We start from the raw sequence: 15994 nt of genomic DNA, 5'->3' as shown, positions 1-15994 counted from the left end.
AGTGTCAGGCTGCGTCGAGGGCGAGACCGAGGTGAGCCTCCTCGTAGGTGTAGTGGGCTTCGAGGTCCCCGGCGAGCTGTTCGAGGTCGGCGCGCAGTTGCTCGGCTGTCGCGCGAGTGGGCGCCGTGGTCAGCCGGTCGAGCGTCGCGGTGAGCTTTTCGTTGAGGACGGCAACGGCTTCGTGTTCGCGGGTCAGGCGGTCGAACGCGGGTTTCAGCTCGGGGAAGTCCGCGGCCAGCCGCGGAAAGACGCCGTCCTCGCGGGTGTGGTGGGCGTGCAGGGAGCCGCAGAACGACAGGCAGTGGCGTTGCAGGTCGTTGATCGCCGCCGGTAGTTCGCCTTCTCCCGCCAGGTAGATGTCGACCGCGGCAAGGGTGTCGGTGAGTTCGCGACGGAGGCCGGCGTGGATCTCCTTCAACTGTGCGGTGGCGGCGCCGGCGCGGGCCGGCGTGAGTGCGACGACCTGGATCACCCGGGAGGTGTTGCGCTGGTACTCCGCGAAGGCGGGGTCGCGGGCGGCCTGGTCGGCGAACAGTCGGTCCCGTTCGGCGCCGGTGGTCTCGGTCGCGACGGCGTCGTACTGGCTGCCGCCGACCTCGACGGTGACGGCCGGGTTGGCGCGAAGGTTGTGCAGCCAGGCGGGCGCCTGCGGCCGGCCGGCGTTGCTGGCGAACACGATCAGCCGCCCGCCGTCCTCGGCGTACGCGAGTGTGGTGGTGTGCGGCCGGGCGGAGCGCGCGCCGGTGGTGGTCAGAGACAGCAACTGTGCGTTCACGCGCATACCCTTTGCTGGACGGAGTTGTTTAGCTTTGCAAGCAAAATAGTTTTAAGGACAAAGGTATGTCAAGCGTCGATGACAGCATCCGCACGCTGTTGCTGCTGATGCCGCGGATGGTGGGGCGGACCAAGCGGATCAAGGTGCCCGATGAGCTGGCCGGCCTGAATCTCGCGCCCCGGCATCTCTCGCTGTTCGCCTACCTGCTGTTCGACGGCCCGCTCGGCGTCAACGACCTGGCCGAACGTCTCGAGGTCACTCCGGCGACGGTCAGCCTGATGGTCGGCGAGCTCAGCCGCAAAGGCATTCTCGATCGTCGCGAACACCCCGAGGACCGCCGTCGTGCCGTGGTGACCCTGTCGGACGCGCATCGGGAGGCGATCGACGACTGGCTGGCCCGCGGCGCCCGGGCCTGGCGTGAGGCGCTCGAGCCGCTGTCCGACGACGAACGCGCGACGTTCGTCAAGACCCTCAAGGCGTACGAGGACGCTCTCTGACCACCCGGACCGCCGGCACTCACCAACGCGCCCACTCCGTCGCTTGGTGCGCTGAGCAAGGGTGAAAGGGCGGGGTGTCAGCGAGGTTGGTGAGTGGGGGCGGTCCGCCCGCGGAGGGAGGTGAGGTCGGACTGGCAGCGGGCTTCGACCTCGGCCAGTTCGTGGAGGGTCTCGTCGATGTCGCGGCGGCGTTGTTCGAGGTCGGCGCGGCGGTGGGTGATCTGGTCCAGGAGGTAGACGAGCTGACCCTCTTCGCCGGGCTCGGCGTCGTACATGTCGACGATGGTGGCGATCTCGTCGAGGGAGAAGCCGAGGCGTTTGCCGCGCAGGATCAAGCCGAGGCGGACCTTGTCGCGCGAGTGGTACACGCGGACGGTGCCGCGGCGCTCGGGCGTGAGCAGGCCGCGGTCCTCGTAGAACCGGATCGTGCGCAGGGTGACGTCGTACTCGGCCGCCAGTTCGGCGATCGACCAGGTCTGAGCGGGCACCCGGATATTGTGCACGCACCCCACTGTGCTTTACGTTTACGTAAGCGTCAAGCAACAGATTCCCATCTCACCCCGACAACCACCAGCTGCTCTGGTGATGGAGAGGGTGAAGGGAAGGTGAGCGTCAAGCACACGGATTCCCGTCTCGCCCCGACATCCACCAGGTGCTTTGGTGATGGAGAGGGGGACGGGAGGCTGAGCGTCAAGTACAGAGGAGTGGGTCATGTACGAGCTGTCCGAGGAGCACCGCGAGTTCCGCCGCAGCGTGCGCGACTTCGCCGAGGCGGAGATCGCCCCGCACGCGGCCGAATGGGACCGCAAGCACTACTTCCCGGTGGAGGTCGTGCAGAAGATGGGCCGGCTCGGCCTGTTCGGGCTGACCGCCCCGGAGGAGTACGGCGGCTCGGCCGGTGACTTCACCAGTCTGTGCGTGGCGATCGAGGAGATCTCCCGCGTCGACCAGTCGATGGGCATCACCCTGGAGGCGGCGGTCGGGCTCGGCATCAACCCGATCCTCACCTTCGGCACCGACGAGCAGAAGGCCACCTGGCTGCCCGACCTGGTGGCCGGCCAGAAGCTGGCCGGGTTCGGCCTGACCGAGCCCGATTCCGGCTCGGACGCCGGCGCGACCAAGACCCGGGCTGTCCTCGAGCACGGCGAGTGGGTGATCGACGGCTCGAAGCAGTTCATCACCAACTCCGGCTCGTCCATCACCTCGTGCGTGACGGTGACCGCGCGGACCGGTGAGAAGGCGGACGGCAAGCCGGAGATCTCCACCATCATCGTCCCGAGTGGTACGCCGGGCTTCGCGGCCGAGGCGGCGTACGACAAGTTGGGTTGGCACGCGAGTGACACGCACCCGCTGTCGCTCAGCGGCTGCCGCGTCCCGGAGGCGAACCTGCTGGGCGAGCGCGGCAAGGGTTTCGCGCAGTTCCTCGCGACGCTGGACGACGGGCGGGTGGCGATCGCCGCGGTCGCGCTCGGCTGCATCCGGGCCTGCCTGGAGATGTCGGTCCAGTACGCCGGCGAGCGCACGACGTTCGGAGTGCCGATCGGTCGCAAGCAGGGTGTCGCGTTCCAGATCGCCGATCTCAAGGTGATGGCGGACGCGGCGGAGCTGCTCGTCTACCGAGCGGCCGCGTTGAAGGACGCGGGCGCGTCGATGCAGGACTTCAAGCAGGCCGCGTCGGTGGCGAAGCTGTACGCGACCGAGTCCGCGGTGACCGCGACCCGGATCGCCACCCAGGTGTTCGGCGGCTACGGATTCATGGAGGAGTACCCGGTGACGCGCTTCTACCGGGACGCCAAGATCCTCGAGATCGGCGAGGGGACGTCGGAGGTTCAGCGCATGCTGATCGCCCGAAGCCTCGGCCTCCCAGTGGAATGATGACCGCATGACCCACGATCACTGGACCGAGGTCAAGGTCGCCCGCGAGGCGACCCTCGGCCCGCCGGACAAGGCTGCGGCGAAACTGGCCAGCCAGAACAAGCTGTACGTGCGGGACCGGATCGCCTTGCTCGTCGACGAGGGCAGCTTTGTCGAGGACGCGCAGCTGGCCAACGCCCTGAACGCCGGCCTGCCCGCCGACGGCGTGGTCACCGGCCGCGCGCTGGTCGACGGCCGGCCGGCGCTGATCGTCGCGAACGACCCGACCGTGAAGGCGGGGTCGTGGGGTGCCCGGACGGTGGAGAAGATCGTCCGGATCACCGAGGTCGCGCTCCGCGACGAGCTGCCGATCTTCTGGCTGATCGACTCCGCCGGCGCGCGGATCACCGACCAGGTGGATCTGTTCCCGGGGCGGCGTGGTGCCGGGCGGATCTTCCACAATCAGGTCGCGCTGTCGGGCAAGGTGCCGCAGATCTGCTGCCTGTTCGGCCCGTCGGCGGCCGGCGGCGCGTACATCCCGGCGTTCTGCGACCTCGTGATCATGGTCGACGGCAACGCCTCGATGTACCTGGGCTCGCCGCGGATGGCCGAGATGGTGGTCGGCGAGAAGGTCACACTGGAGGAGATGGGCGGCGCCCGGATGCACACCAGCGTCTCCGGCTGCGGCGACCTGCTCGCCTCCGACGACACCGAGGCGATCGAGTTGGCCCGCACGTACTTCTCCTACTTGCCCGGTTCGTGGCAGACGCGGCCGCCGTCGTACGACGCCGCGCCGCCGGCCAGGGACTTCACCCGGGACCTGGTTCCGGCCGAGGAGAGCGTCGGGTTCGACATCCACGACGTGATCGACGCGCTGGTCGACGCGGACACGTTCTTCGAGGTCAAACCGGCGTACGCCCCGGAGCTCGTCACCGGGTTCGGGTTGCTGGCGGGGCAGGTGGTCGGGATCGTGGCGAACCAGCCGGCCGTCAAGGGCGGCGTGCTGTTCGTCGACTCCGCGGACAAGGCGGCCCGGTTCATCTGGCTGTGCGATGCGTTCAACGTGCCGCTGGTGTACCTGTGCGACGTACCGGGGTTCATGATCGGCAGCGAGGTCGAGCGCGCGGGGATCATCCGGCACGGCGCGAAGATGATCACCGCGGTGTCGGAGGCGACCGTGCCGACGGTGTCGGTGATCGTCCGCAAGGCGTACGGCGCCGGCCTCTACGCGATGTGTGGACCCGGCTTCTCGCCGGACGCGTGCGTGGCGCTGCCGACCGCGAAGATCGCGGTGATGGGTCCGGAGGCGGCGATCAACGCCGTGTACTACAACAAGATCCAGGAGATCGCCGACGAGGGTGAACGGGTCGAGTACGTGTCCCGGCTGCGGGAGGAGTACGAGACCGACATCGACATCCTCCGGCTGGCCTCCGACCTCGTCATCGACGCGATCGTCGAGCCGGAAGACCTCCGCACCGACCTGATCGCCCGGCTCGCCGCGGCCCAGACCAAGGACCGCCACTTCTCCACCCGCCGCCACGGCGTACCGCCGGTCTAGAACTCCTGCAAGCGCTCGCCGAGGCCGGCGAGGTAGTCGACCAGGCTGTCCCGCCAGCCGGTCACCAGGTGCGTGCGGTCGGCGTCGAGGCTGGGGTCGATGGCCCAGCCCGCGAACGGCCCGTGGGTGAACCAGGCGATCGCGTTGGTGAGGCGATGGAGGGCAGCGGTCTCCGGCCGCCGGCCGTAGGTCTCGAAAAACGCGTCGGGCAGCGAGCCGCCGTTGCTCAGCTGGATGCGCTCGTCGAGGGCGGCGATCTCCTGGCCGGCATCGCCCACGCGGGTCTGGTCCCAGTCGATCAGGGTGGTGTGTGACGTCCCCACGATGATGTTGGCCAGGAAGACGTCGCCGTGCAGCAGGGCGGTCGGAGCCTGCCGTAGCCGCTCGGCGTGATCGTCGATCAGCGCATGTAGGCGCGGGAGCCAGGGAAGGACGAACGGGAGGTTGGGCTCGAGTCGGGACTCGGCGTCGACCAGTAGCCGGTGGAGCTCCTCGACCGGATCGGTCGGGTGCAGGATCAGGCTGCCGGGACCGAAGTGGCCGGACAGACCGCTGGGGAAGCGCACCGCATGGACGCGACGGAACGCCGTACCGACCGATCTCCAGGTGGCGTCGGTCATCTTGTCGATCACCGCGGACAGCATGTCGCCGGGGACGTAGTCGTACAGCGTCGCGAACTCGTTGCCGCCGAGGAGTGCCGGCGCCCGTACGTCGTGGTCGGCCAGGAAACGCGCTCGGCCCTGGGGCAGGGGACGAGCCTCCTGCCGATGCCGCAGCACGACCTGCCGTGCATCCGCCAGGGTCGCGCGCAGTACCTCGTGGTCGAACCCGTGCCCACGCAGCGGTTCGACCGAGCGCACCGGCGCCAGTCCGGCCGCGGAGACGAGGTCGTCGAGCAGGTGGTCTGTGGAGGGCATACCCTGCATCCTCCAGTCCATTGGACGGTCACGCGAGCGATTTGGCGCGACGAGGACCGATAGGGTGCTCGGTGTGAGCGCAAACGATTTCGCCAACAGGATTCGGGCCCGGGAGCAGCTGATCGGTTACTGGGTGGTGATGGACGCACCGGTGGCGACCGAGCGGATCGCGAGGCTGGGATACGACTACGTCGTACTGGACGGGCAGCACGGTCTGCTGGGGTACCAGGGCCTGTTGAACGGGCTGCTCGCGGTGGACGCGGGCGCTGCTCTTGGTGGCGGCGCGACGGTGGGGATGGTGCGGGTCGAGGCGAACCATCCGACGCCGATCGGCCGGGCCCTGGACGCGGGTGCGACCGGCGTGATCGTGCCGCTCGTGGACAACTCCGAGGACGTCACCCGGGCCGTGCAAGCGGCGAAGTATCCGCCGACCGGAGTGCGGTCCTTCGGGCCGATGCGGGCGTCGCTGCGGATCGGCCCGGTCCCGGCCGACGCGGACGCGGCGACCGTCGTACTCGCGATGATCGAGACGCCGCTCGGGCTGAAGAACGTGGCCGAGATCTGCGCGACGCCGGGCCTGGACGGGATCTACGTCGGGCCGTCGGATCTCGGGCTGTCAGTCGGCGCTCGCTTCCCCGGGGATCCTGAAGTCGAGGGGCCGTTCGAGGAAGCCGTCGCACTGATCGCGCGGACCGCGCAGGAGGCGGGGGTCGCGGCGGGCATCCACACCCAGGACGGGCAGTCCGCCCGGCGGCGGCTGAGCCAGGGCTATACCTACGCGACCGTCGCCTCCGACCTCAGCCACCTCGAGGCCAGCGCCGCCGCACACCTCGACACTGCACGCTCATAGTGTCCTGAGTCGGCGACTCAGGGCACTAGGAACATCACGGCGTACTCCCGGGTTAGGTTCTTCAAGGGAGCACACCGAGGAGGCCGGGGATGAAGGCACCCGAGCGAGGGGCGTTGCCGCTGCGGCTGGCGGCGACGCTGGGCCGGGAGTACGGGCGGCTGACGGAGGTCGTGCAGGGGCTGAGTGACGCCGACTTCGGGCTCGCGACCAGGTGCCCGGGGATGCCGGTCGGGCCCCTGCTGGTCCATCTGCTGTACGACGCCGAGCGTGCGCTGATCGCGTTCGCGAGCCCGGCCGTGGTCGGGCCGGACCGGGATTTCGTCACGTACTGGCAGGACTTCCCGCCGCGGATGGACGGCGACAATCCGGACACGAGCTTCGTCCGCGGCGTCGCGTCGTCGTACCGGAGGCCGGGGATGCTGGTCCAGCACTGGCGGGAGGTGTCCGAGGCTGCCGTGCGGGCGGCCGCGGCCGGGCTGTCGGAGAAGGGGCGGCGGATCGAGACGCAGGGTCACGTACTGCGGGCGACCGACTTCGTGGCCACGTTGGTGCTGGAGGCAACGGTCCATCATCTCGACCTGACCGTCGGACTGCCGGACGCGCCCGAGCCTGATCCGGAGGCGCTGCAGGTCACTGCGCGGACGCTGGACGGACTGTTCGGTCCGGAGGCGTGGGACCTGATCGGCTGGGACACGACGACGTACGTGCTGAAGGCGACCGGCCGGGTGCCGCTGGACGAGGACGACCTGGACATGCTCGGTCCACACGCGGACCGCCTGCCGCTGCTGGGCTAGCCGGCCGCGGGCTTCAGAGCATTCCGGCGAACGGGTCGTCGAGGTCGTTCCAGTCCAGGCTGGCGAGTTCGGACTCGGTCAGCAGGCACGCGTCGAGGATCGACTGCAGCCGCGCCGGATCCAGACCCATGCCGGTCGCAACCACGGTGCATTCGGCCAGGTGCTCGGTGTCCGACCACTCGCCGAGCATGCCGAGCGACGCGCTGTACCCGGCGGACTCCCAGCGGACGCGCTGCGTCGGCCGGTTCGCCAGCCAGACCACGCCGCGGCTGCGGACGACGCCGTCCACGATGTCCTCGAGAGCGTCGTTCAACCGTGACGGATGCATCGGCCGCGTGGACCGCCAGAGCACGGTCGTCACGCCGTCACCACTCGGCTGGACCCGATCGGACGACGCCAGCTCACCGGCCCACGCCTCGGCGGCGGCGAACTCGAACAACCCGGTCCGCGCCACCGGCCCTTCCGGTACGCCGGCCGGGTCCGCCGCGACGACTGTGGTCCGCGGGTTCAGGTGCAGCAGCAGGTTGTGCAGTCGATCCGGCGCTGCGTTGCGATGCAGGTTGGCGAGTACGCAGACGTCGGCGTACTCGATCTGCCGCGCGGTGAGCTCGGCGACGTTGCGGCGGTCCGGCAGCCCGAGTGCGAGACCGCGCTCGTCGAGGAGCTCGTCACCGGACAGTTGCTCGACCAGCAGTACGGCGTCCACCACGCAGGTGATCGTGTCGACGACGATCTCCGGCATCGCCGCGACCAGCGAACCCGCGAGTGGCCGCGCCTCCATCGCCGGAGGCGCCGCCAGTACGACGTGATCCCAGTGCTGCCGCGCGACCAGGGCCTCGAGCAACGGCAGCAGCGACTCGATCAGCTCACACGCCCCACAGTCGTCGCCCACGGTGAACTCGCCGGTGTCGATCGGCCCGGATGCGTCCAGCACGCGCCAGGACAGCACGCCCCGCCCGGGCAGCTCGTCCTGGTCCACGACCACGGCCACGCTGGTGGTGTCCAGCATCGCGTCCAGCACAGGTTCCCGCAGTGTCGTGGAAAGCCCGACCAGCAGGGACAACGGCGTCTTCGAATGGGCGGTCATCTCTCGAGTATATGAAAACGGTTTTCATCAGTCCAGACCGGGAGTCGCGCGGCTTTCCCGTCACCACGGGAAATTCCCAGCCCTGCCGCGTTTTCGCGGGCACAAGGCGGGGCCGGTGGTTCTCGGGGTCTGGTAGGTGTTGGGCATGGCGATCGAGATCGGGCGGTTCGAGGGTGAGTGGGGCGAGCTCCTGGAGCTCATTGACGTGGCGTTCTCGGCGCCGTGGAGTGAGGCGCAACTCGAGGCGGAGCGGCAGGTCTGGGAACCGGACCGCAGCATCGTCGCGATCGACGAGAAGCAACTGGTCGGCCACACCGCGGCGTTCTCACACCGGATGACTGTGCCGGGCGCGCAGGTGCCGATGGCCGGGGTGACCATGGTCGGGGTCCGCGCGACCCACCGCCGGCGTGGCATCCTGCGCGACCTGATGCGGGCCCAGCTGAACGAGATCCACGAGGCCGGGACCGAGCCGCTCGCCGGGCTGACCGCGAGCGAAGCGGTGATCTACGGCCGGTTCGGCTACGGCCTCGCCAGCGACCACCAGGAGATCGTCGTACCGAAGCCCGCTCGCGAACTGCGGCCGGTCGCCGGTATCGACGACGTACGGATCAGGTACGTCGGCGTGCGCGAGACGCTGGCCGAGACCGCGGCGCTGCGCAACAAGCTGGCGACCGAGCGGGTCGGCATGTTCGAGCACAACGACCGGTGGCAGGAGATCGTTGTCAGCGACAACGTGATGGTCGACCCGTCCAACGCCTCCGCGCTGCGCTGCGTGCTGGCCGAGCGGGACGGTGAGCTGACCGGGTTCGCGCACTACCGGACCAAGCGCGCCGACAAGGGGTTCGTCGAGGTACGGCGCGTGCATGCCGTGGACCTCGCGTCGCATGCGGCGCTCTGGCGCTACCTGCTGGAGCCCGACCTGCTGAGCGAGACGCGGTACGAGGCACTGCCGTCGGACGACCCGCTGCTGGACCTGCTGGTCGACCAGCGGGCGCCGTCGCCGATCACCCGCGACGGTCTCTGGCTGCGGTTCGTCGATCTCGCCCCTGCGCTTGCGGCCCGGACGTACGCCCGCGACATCGACGTCGTCCTCGAGGTGACCGACGGGTTCCTTCCGTGGAACGCCGGCAAGTGGCACCTCGCCGGTGGTCCGGCCGGGGCGACCTGCGAGTCGACGGCCCGGCCGGCCGATCTCACCGTCGACGTACGCGATCTGGCCTCGGTCTACCTCGGCAAGCCGTCGTTCGTCCGGCTCGGTGCGGCCGGACTGGCGCAGGAGCACACGGCCGGTGCGCTCCAGGCCGCGGCGCAAGCGTTTTCCACGAGCCGGCTTCCGTGGCTCGATACGGGCTTCTGATCGGTTAGCCTTCCTGGATGCACACCCACCGTCGGGGCGCGTGGACGCTGGCTGTCGTGCTGATCCTGGGGGTCACCGCGGCCGGATTCGTGGTGCTCGCCTCGGCCGGTGGTTCGGTGCGACCGATCAGCGAGAGCACGCTGCGATCCTCGCCCCGGCCGTTGCCGACGCTGACCCCCAGCGCGCCGGAGGAGACGCCCGCTCCGGCGCTCCCGCCGGAGCGCAAGGACCGGGGCAACCGGCCGATGCCCGACTGGCTGAAGGCCTTGTGGCAGGCGCTGATCTACCTGGTGATCGCGACCGTCGTACTCCTCCTCGGCCGGTTGCTCTACCGGATCCTCCGCAAGGTCGAGCTGCCGCAGGCCGAGACCGCGGACGCGGACTGGGAGCGGATGAAGGCCGACCGGCTGGCCGAGGCGGTCGACACCGGCCTCGCGCGCATCGACACCGGGACGGCGACCGATGCGGTGATCGCTTGCTGGGTCGCACTGGAGGAAGCGGCCGCGTCCGCGGGATTGGCGCGGGACCAGTCGGAGACACCGGCCGAGTTCACTGTCCGGGTGCTGGGCGTCGGCGGCATCTCGGAGCCACAGCTGAACCGACTTGGTGAGCTGTACCGCGAGGCCCGCTACTCGACGCACGGGTCGACCGAAGATGCCAGGGCCGAAGCGCGGGCGGCGTTGCTGCGCCTGCGTGACGAGCTGGCCGCCGTTCGATCCGCGCGGGCCGCGAAGCAGACGGGCGAGGTGGTGCCCGGATGACGTCGTACCGCTGGACTCCCTTGGACGAGAGTGCGCCGCGGACCATTGACCAAGGTGGCGGGCAGAAACGGCGTCTTCAGTCGATGCGGCTGGACAAGGCGCTGGTGCAGCACGTCGGGTTCACCGTGCTGGCGAGTCTGCTGCTGATCGGTGCGTTCGGTGCGGCCGGGATGGCGCCGCGGCCGCTGTGGTTCGTGGCGATGGCGCTGGCCATCGGCTTCGGATCGCTGGCGCTGCGGCTGATCGCACCGCAGCTGCTGGAGACCAACTGGCCGGCGCGGCAGGACGAGAAGCTGGCCGCGCTGCGGACCCGGAGCACGGACAACAGGACCCAATTCGTCGCGACCTGGCTGCAGGAGTCGAGCCGCGAACGCCGGGCCGGCGAGGGATCGCAGACGTTCGCCCGCCGCATCCGGCCGCTGCTGCTCGAGCTGACGACCGACCGGCTGGTGCACCGGCACGGCGTCGACCCCGCACGGGAGCCAGACCGCGCCCGCGCGATCACCGGCGAACGGCTGTGGGCCCTGGTCACGGCAGACGACAAGCGCACCGCGTCCCTCGACGAGATCGAGGACGCGATCCAGACCATCGAGAACCTGTGAGGAACTGTGACTGATCGCGAGCTGAAGCTCGGTGAGGTGTCCGACCTGAGCCGCCAGGTTCTGGACCGGGTGAGCCAGGCAGTGGTCGGCAAGGCCGAGGCGCTCGAGCTCGTGCTCGCGGGCATCCTGGCCGGTGGGCACGTCCTGCTGGAGGACTACCCGGGGCTCGCCAAGACGCTGGCGGCGCGGTCGTTCGCGCAGGCGCTCGGGCTGGAGTTCCGGCGGGTCCAGTTCACCCCGGACCTGCTGCCGTCGGACGTCACCGGTGCCTTCGTGTACGACCAGAAGGAGTCCGAGTTCGTCTTCCGGCCCGGCCCGATCTTCACCGGGTTGCTGCTCGCCGACGAGATCAACCGGACCCCGCCGAAGACGCAGGCCGCGCTGCTGGAGTCGATGCAGGAACACCAGGTCACCGTCGAGGGCCAGACCTTCCCGCTGCCCACCCCGTTCCACGTCCTCGCGACAGCGAACCCGGTCGAGTACGAAGGCACCTACCCGCTGCCCGAGGCACAGCTCGACCGCTTCATGCTGCGGATCGGCTTCGGCTACCCGAGCGCCGCGGAGGAGTGGGAGGTACTGCGGCGCCGGATGAGCCGCCGTACGGAGGACCAGACCGTCGAGGCGGTCACCGACGCGGTCGGACTGCACGCTGCGCAGCGTGCGATCGAGACCGTCACCGTTGACGACACCGTCGGGCAGTACTGCGTCGACCTGGCCGCTGCCACCCGGCGCGACTCCCAGGTCCTCATCGGTGCCTCGCCGCGTGGCTCTCTCGCGCTGCTGCTGACGGCTCGGTCGTACGCCGTGATCCAGGGCCGCGACTACGTCGTACCGGAGGATGTGAAGGCGGTCGCGGTGCCGGCGCTTGCGCACCGGATCACGGTTCGTCCGGAGCTCTGGCTGCACGAGGTGACCGGCGCGACGGTGGTCCGCACGGTGCTGGGCTCGGTCGCGACCCCGCCCACCGTGGTCGGCGGGCCCCGGGACGCATCTCAGGGCGCGTCCCAGAGCGCGTCGCAGTGATCGGAGCGCTCCGATGAGATGGAAGCCAACGCACGCGCAGATCCGCGCGGTCAGCGTGGCTGCGGTGTTGCTGGTGCTCGCAGTGCTGGCACGACGGCCGGATGCGGCCGTGCTGGGTTTACCGCTGGCGTTCGTCGCGGTCTGGGGCCGGTACTTCCGTCCGCGGGAGCGCCCCGAGGTGCGCACTGAGCTCGACACGGACGTGCTGTTCGAAGGCCAGGCGACGACGTACCGGCTGGAGGTGGCCGGGACGATCGATCCGGACATCGACTTGATCGTTGCCGCGCTGCCGCGGTCGCAGTGGTTCCAGTACGACCCGGCGCAGGCCGCGATCGCAGAGCCGGTGTCCGAGGGCACCGTGACCCTCGAGGTCGGGCTGCGGTCCAAGCGGTGGGGGATCCGTGCACTGGAGCGGCCGACGGTCGTCGCGACGTCCGTGCTGGGTGCGTACCGCGTCCCGGTGGTGTCCGCCCGCGCGATGTCCGTGACCACGTTGCCGTTGCGCGAGGGGTTCGAAGCGGTCGACGCCATGCCACGTCCGGCCGGCCTCGTCGGGCTGCACCGGTCGCGGCGGCCGGGTGAAGGAACTGAATTGGCGGGCGTCCGTCCGTTCCGCACCGGTGATCGGCTCCGGCGGATCAACTGGTCGGTCTCGGCGCGGACCCGCGAGCTGCACGTGACGTCGACCTGGTCAGACCGCGACACCGAGGTCGTGATCCTGCTCGACACCGGTGGCGAGATCGGCGTCAGCGAAGGGATCGACGGGCGGTCCAGCAGCCTGGACACCGGAGTCCGTGCCGCGGCTTCGATCGCCGAGCACTACCTGCGGCACGGCGACCGGGTCCGGTTGATCGACACCGGGAACACGGTCCGCGGCGTCAGGTCCGGCAGCGGTCGCGGTCACCTACGCCGGATCCTGGACGCGCTGACCCACGCCGACCGCCAGGGCCGCCAGCAGGACGAGCAGCAGTTGGCCCGGCGGCACCGGATCAGGTCCGACAGCCTCGTGCTTGTGCTCAGCCCGCTGCTCCGGCAGACAGTGCTCGGGTACGTCGTGACGTTGGTGCACTCGGGATGCACAGTGATCGCTGTGGACACGCTGCCACCGGACGTCGCCTCGGTGATCGACCTCGAGGAGCACGATGCGCGGACGTGGCCGCTGGCCTGGCGACTGCGGTTGCTGGAGCGCCGGCGCGAGCTCGACAGGCTGGGCGACCTCGGCGTACCGACGGTGCCGTGGCACGGTGCGGGAACGCTGGACGAAGTACTGCGGGATGCCTCGCGACTCGCGGCGGCGCCGAGGATGCGGTCGTGACCGCCGCCGAGAGGATCAGCCTGTGGCTGGTGCAGCTGCGGGCGGCCGGGGAGGCGGCATTCCTCGCCCGGTTGGCGATCGCTGTCGCGGGCGGCGTCGCGCTGCTGATCTCCTGGCTGCAGCCGTGGGATCAGCTGGACCTGATCCCGCTGATCGCGATTCCGATGCTGGTGGCAACCGTCATCCTGCCGGACTCGCTGGCCGGGCTCGTCTTCATCATCGTGGTCGCCCTCGGTTGGGTCTTCCGTGCGCCGAGCGAGGTGAACTGGGGCCTGGTCGTGACCGGAATCGCCTTGCTGGTGGTGCATCTGGCCACCGCGTTCACCGCGCAGATCCCGTCGTACGCGCGGGTGCACCGGGATTCGCTCCGGCGCTGGTTGTTGCCGGGGGCAATCGCCGTGCTGATCGGGCCGGTGGTTGCGGTGGCGGTCGCGGTAGTGCGTGGGGCGGACGTGCGTGGGTCGTTGGTGGTGACCGTGGGTGCGCTGGTGCTGTCGACGGTGGCGATCTGGTTCGCCTCCGGGGAGAAGCTCGGGCGGGACTGACTACTTCGCGTCGCCCAGGGTCGACGTGAGCTCCTCGGCCCAGGGCAGGCTCGCCGCGTCGGGACCGATCACCTGCATGGCCGACATGACCGTCAGCAGCATGCCGGTGGCAAGGAACTCGCGGGCCTCGGTCGGTGACGCGCCGGTGAGCTCGCGGACGAGGCTGTAGATGCGGCCGAAGCGCTCGCGGACAGCGTCGCCGATGGCCGGGTCGCGGCTGGCCGAGAAGCCGTGCAGCAGGACGAGGAGCAGCTCGGGCTCAGCCAGGAGCCGTTCGTAGTTGTGCCCGAGGGTGCGCAGCTCGGGTGATTCCTCGGCTGCCTCGCGGAAGATCTGCTCGATCCGGTCACAGACCGACTGGACGGCGGCCAGGAACAGCTGCTGCTTGGTGCCGAACAGACGGATCACGTAGGGCTGCGAGACGCCGGCCAGCCGGGCGATCTCGTCCGTCTTGGTGCCCTCGTACCCGGACGCGCCGAACGCCTGCACAGCCGCCTCCAGCACCTCCACACCCCGCTCAGCCGCAGTCAGTCGCACCTTCGTCGTCATGGTTCTCCTCTCGGCTGGTTGACATGTTATCAGTCAATGCATACTTTAGTTGTTATCAGTGAATTACAACTAGGAGACCGAGATGACGTCGACCGCTCTCGATGAGCTGGGATCCACGCTGGAACCTCCCGCGCAGCGGGCTCGCCGCGCCGGGCTGGGCGCCGTACTCGCCGCGGTGGGGATCCCGACCTTCATGGTCACGCTGGACAACCTGGTCGTGACGAACGCGCTGCCCGTGATCAAGGCGGAACTCGGCGCGTCGCTGTCCGACCTGCAGTGGTTCGTGAACGCCTACACTCTGTCCTTCGCGGCGTTGCTGCTGACGGCCGCCGCGATCGGCGACCGCCTCGGGCGCCGGCGGATCTTCCTCGCCGGGATCGCCCTCTTCACGGTCGCCTCGGCGGCCTGTGCGCTGGCCACCGAGCCGTGGATGCTGATCGGTGCCCGTTCGATTCAGGGTGTCGGCGCGGCCGCGGTGATGCCGCTGTCGCTCACGCTGCTGGCAGGCGCCGTACCGGAGCGGTTGCGGAGTGCTGCGATCGGCATCTGGGGTGGCATCTCCGGACTGGGCGTCGCAGTCGGTCCGGTCGTCGGTGGAGCCGTCGTCGACGGTCTGAACTGGCAGTGGATCTTCTGGCTGAATGTGCCGGTCGGCGTGGTCGCAGTGGTGCTGGCCGCGCGCGTCCTGACCGAGTCCAGGGGTACGGCGAAGCGGCTCGACCTGCTCGGCTTGGTCCTGGCCGCTGCCGGCGTACTCGCCATCGTCTGGGGCGTTGTGCACGGTGCTGACGACGGCTGGACCTCTGTCGGTGTGCTGGGCTCGCTGATCGCCGGTGTGGCGTTGCTGGCCGCGTTCGTCGGATGGGAGCGGCGGACCACGTCGCCGATGCTGCCGCTGCGGTTGTTCTCGGTACGGGCGTTCAGCGTCATCAACATCACGTCGTTCACGTTCTCGGTCGGCGTGTTCGGGTCGGTGTTCCTGCTGGCGCAGTTCTTCCAGGTCGTGCAGGGCTACAGCCCACTGGAGTCCGGCGTACGAACGATGCCGTGGACGATGGCGCCGATGGTCGTCGCGCCGATCGCCGGTCTGATCGTGGACCGGGTCGGAGCACGCACATTGATCGCGTCGGGGCAGGTGTTCCTGGCGGTTGCGCTCGGCTGGCTCGCTCTGATCACCACTGCGTCGACGCAGTACAGCGAGATGGTGCTGCCGTTCATCCTGGCCGGTGTTGGGATGGGACTGACCTTCGCACCGTCCGCGAGCGTCGTGATGGCGAGCGCGTCCGATGCCGACCGCGGTGTGGCTTCCGGGACGAACAACACCATTCGTGAGGTCGGTGTCGCGATGGGCGTGGCCGTACTGGCCTCGGTCTTCGCATCGGCCGGCTCTTACGAGTCGCCGGCCCGGTACGCCGACGGACTGGTCCCGGCAGTCTGGACCGGAGCCGCGGTCGTCGCAGTCGGAGCGGTCGTCGCGCTCCTGCTACCGGGCCGCAAGCGCTCCGCTTAA

At 69.6% G+C, this 15994-nt stretch carries 17 protein-coding genes; 12 read left to right on the top strand and 5 right to left on the bottom strand.

Going from position 1 to position 15994, the window contains the following annotated elements; translation table 11 throughout:
* Positions 1-4: 4 nt before the first annotated feature.
* Complete coding sequence (locus OG817_RS30050) at positions 5-775, bottom strand: nitroreductase/quinone reductase family protein (protein WP_406047925.1); 771 nt, start codon at positions 773-775, stop codon at positions 5-7.
* A gap of 65 nt (positions 776-840) precedes the next feature.
* Here OG817_RS30050 and OG817_RS30045 point away from each other — a divergent pair, with 65 nt between their 5' ends.
* Positions 841-1272, top strand: coding sequence for a MarR family winged helix-turn-helix transcriptional regulator (locus OG817_RS30045; RefSeq protein WP_406047923.1), 432 nt, complete (start codon positions 841-843; stop codon positions 1270-1272).
* 77 nt (positions 1273-1349) lie between these two features.
* On the opposite strand, the gene OG817_RS30040 is transcribed toward OG817_RS30045, so the two are convergent.
* The gene (locus OG817_RS30040) at positions 1350-1760 is read right to left on the bottom strand and encodes a MerR family DNA-binding transcriptional regulator (RefSeq protein WP_396391878.1); all 411 of its coding nucleotides are present in this window, start codon (positions 1758-1760) and stop codon (positions 1350-1352) included.
* Between the two features lie 223 nt (positions 1761-1983).
* Here OG817_RS30040 and OG817_RS30035 point away from each other — a divergent pair, with 223 nt between their 5' ends.
* Both OG817_RS30035 and OG817_RS30030 read left to right on the top strand, forming a co-directional pair.
* Positions 1984-3147, top strand: coding sequence for an acyl-CoA dehydrogenase family protein (locus tag OG817_RS30035; protein ID WP_406047921.1), 1164 nt, complete (start codon positions 1984-1986; stop codon positions 3145-3147).
* A 7-nt stretch (positions 3148-3154) separates the two neighbouring features.
* Positions 3155-4684, top strand: coding sequence for an acyl-CoA carboxylase subunit beta (locus tag OG817_RS30030; RefSeq protein ID WP_396391880.1), 1530 nt, complete (start codon positions 3155-3157; stop codon positions 4682-4684).
* On the opposite strand, the gene OG817_RS30025 is transcribed toward OG817_RS30030, so the two are convergent.
* Positions 4681-5601, bottom strand: coding sequence for a phosphotransferase (locus tag OG817_RS30025; RefSeq protein WP_406047919.1), 921 nt, complete (start codon positions 5599-5601; stop codon positions 4681-4683). The genes OG817_RS30030 and OG817_RS30025 overlap by 4 nt on opposite strands.
* A 73-nt stretch (positions 5602-5674) precedes the next feature.
* On the opposite strand from OG817_RS30025, the gene OG817_RS30020 reads away from it, so the two are divergent.
* Together OG817_RS30020 and OG817_RS30015 are read left to right on the top strand one after the other, a co-directional pair.
* Positions 5675-6451 (top strand): HpcH/HpaI aldolase/citrate lyase family protein, encoded by a 777-nt coding sequence (locus tag OG817_RS30020; RefSeq protein WP_406047917.1) that lies wholly within the window; start codon positions 5675-5677, stop codon positions 6449-6451.
* An 89-nt stretch (positions 6452-6540) separates the two neighbouring features.
* Positions 6541-7245 carry a maleylpyruvate isomerase N-terminal domain-containing protein gene (locus OG817_RS30015; protein ID WP_360438531.1) on the top strand — a complete coding sequence of 235 codons (705 nt, stop codon included), beginning with the start codon at positions 6541-6543 and terminating at the stop codon, positions 7243-7245.
* Between the two features lie 13 nt (positions 7246-7258).
* Here OG817_RS30015 and OG817_RS30010 read toward each other — a convergent pair whose 3' ends face one another.
* Positions 7259-8332 carry a GTP-binding protein gene (locus OG817_RS30010; RefSeq protein ID WP_406047915.1) on the bottom strand — a complete coding sequence of 358 codons (1074 nt, stop codon included), beginning with the start codon at positions 8330-8332 and terminating at the stop codon, positions 7259-7261.
* 145 nt (positions 8333-8477) lie between these two features.
* On the opposite strand from OG817_RS30010, the gene OG817_RS30005 reads away from it, so the two are divergent.
* From OG817_RS30005 to OG817_RS29980, 6 genes are read left to right on the top strand one after another with little or no spacing between them, the layout of a single operon-like run.
* Positions 8478-9689 carry a GNAT family N-acetyltransferase gene (locus OG817_RS30005; protein WP_406047913.1) on the top strand — a complete coding sequence of 404 codons (1212 nt, stop codon included), beginning with the start codon at positions 8478-8480 and terminating at the stop codon, positions 9687-9689.
* Between the two features lie 17 nt (positions 9690-9706).
* Positions 9707-10450 (top strand): DUF4129 domain-containing protein, encoded by a 744-nt coding sequence (locus tag OG817_RS30000; RefSeq protein ID WP_406047912.1) that lies wholly within the window; start codon positions 9707-9709, stop codon positions 10448-10450.
* A complete protein-coding gene (locus OG817_RS29995; protein WP_406047911.1) occupies positions 10447-11052 on the top strand; it encodes a hypothetical protein in 606 nt (201 codons plus the stop codon). The genes OG817_RS30000 and OG817_RS29995 overlap by 4 nt, the downstream gene beginning before the upstream one ends.
* Positions 11053-11058: 6 nt before the next feature.
* On the top strand, positions 11059-12075 hold the full coding sequence (locus tag OG817_RS29990; RefSeq protein WP_406047909.1) for an AAA family ATPase: 1017 nt from the start codon (positions 11059-11061) through the stop codon (positions 12073-12075).
* A gap of 13 nt (positions 12076-12088) precedes the next feature.
* A complete protein-coding gene (locus OG817_RS29985) occupies positions 12089-13390 on the top strand; it encodes a DUF58 domain-containing protein (protein WP_406047908.1) in 1302 nt (433 codons plus the stop codon).
* Positions 13387-13935 (top strand): hypothetical protein, encoded by a 549-nt coding sequence (locus OG817_RS29980; RefSeq protein WP_406047907.1) that lies wholly within the window; start codon positions 13387-13389, stop codon positions 13933-13935. Before OG817_RS29985 ends, OG817_RS29980 begins: the two co-directional genes overlap by 4 nt.
* Here OG817_RS29980 and OG817_RS29975 read toward each other — a convergent pair whose 3' ends face one another.
* Positions 13936-14484, bottom strand: coding sequence for a TetR/AcrR family transcriptional regulator (locus tag OG817_RS29975; RefSeq protein ID WP_406047906.1), 549 nt, complete (start codon positions 14482-14484; stop codon positions 13936-13938). It lies immediately after the preceding gene.
* Between the two features lie 82 nt (positions 14485-14566).
* Between OG817_RS29975 and OG817_RS29970 the strand changes: the two genes are divergently transcribed.
* Positions 14567-15994: an MFS transporter gene (locus OG817_RS29970; protein ID WP_406047904.1), complete on the top strand. Its 1428-nt coding sequence runs from the start codon at positions 14567-14569 to the stop codon at positions 15992-15994.

Source organism: Kribbella sp. NBC_00889 (assembly GCF_045207705.1).
Classification (GTDB): Bacteria; Actinomycetota; Actinomycetes; order Propionibacteriales; family Kribbellaceae; genus Kribbella.
The sequence above is the reverse complement of the archived record's forward strand: the minus strand, read 5'-3'. Positions and strand labels throughout refer to the sequence as shown.

What these genes read in the sequence shown, in the direction of transcription:
- OG817_RS30045 (WP_406047923.1), top strand. Translation starts at nt 841, where the DNA reads ATGTCAAGCGTCGATGACAGCATCCGCACGCTGTTGCTGCTGATGCCG.
- OG817_RS30035 (WP_406047921.1), top strand. Translation starts at nt 1,984, where the DNA reads ATGTACGAGCTGTCCGAGGAGCACCGCGAGTTCCGCCGCAGCGTGCGC.
- OG817_RS30030 (WP_396391880.1), top strand. Translation starts at nt 3,155, where the DNA reads ATGACCCACGATCACTGGACCGAGGTCAAGGTCGCCCGCGAGGCGACC.
- OG817_RS30025 (WP_406047919.1), bottom strand. Translation starts at nt 5,601, where the DNA reads ATGCCCTCCACAGACCACCTGCTCGACGACCTCGTCTCCGCGGCCGGA.
- OG817_RS30015 (WP_360438531.1), top strand. Translation starts at nt 6,541, where the DNA reads ATGAAGGCACCCGAGCGAGGGGCGTTGCCGCTGCGGCTGGCGGCGACG.
- OG817_RS30010 (WP_406047915.1), bottom strand. Translation starts at nt 8,332, where the DNA reads ATGACCGCCCATTCGAAGACGCCGTTGTCCCTGCTGGTCGGGCTTTCC.
- OG817_RS30005 (WP_406047913.1), top strand. Translation starts at nt 8,478, where the DNA reads ATGGCGATCGAGATCGGGCGGTTCGAGGGTGAGTGGGGCGAGCTCCTG.
- OG817_RS30000 (WP_406047912.1), top strand. Translation starts at nt 9,707, where the DNA reads ATGCACACCCACCGTCGGGGCGCGTGGACGCTGGCTGTCGTGCTGATC.
- OG817_RS29995 (WP_406047911.1), top strand. Translation starts at nt 10,447, where the DNA reads ATGACGTCGTACCGCTGGACTCCCTTGGACGAGAGTGCGCCGCGGACC.
- OG817_RS29985 (WP_406047908.1), top strand. Translation starts at nt 12,089, where the DNA reads ATGAGATGGAAGCCAACGCACGCGCAGATCCGCGCGGTCAGCGTGGCT.
- OG817_RS29975 (WP_406047906.1), bottom strand. Translation starts at nt 14,484, where the DNA reads ATGACGACGAAGGTGCGACTGACTGCGGCTGAGCGGGGTGTGGAGGTG.
- OG817_RS29970 (WP_406047904.1), top strand. Translation starts at nt 14,567, where the DNA reads ATGACGTCGACCGCTCTCGATGAGCTGGGATCCACGCTGGAACCTCCC.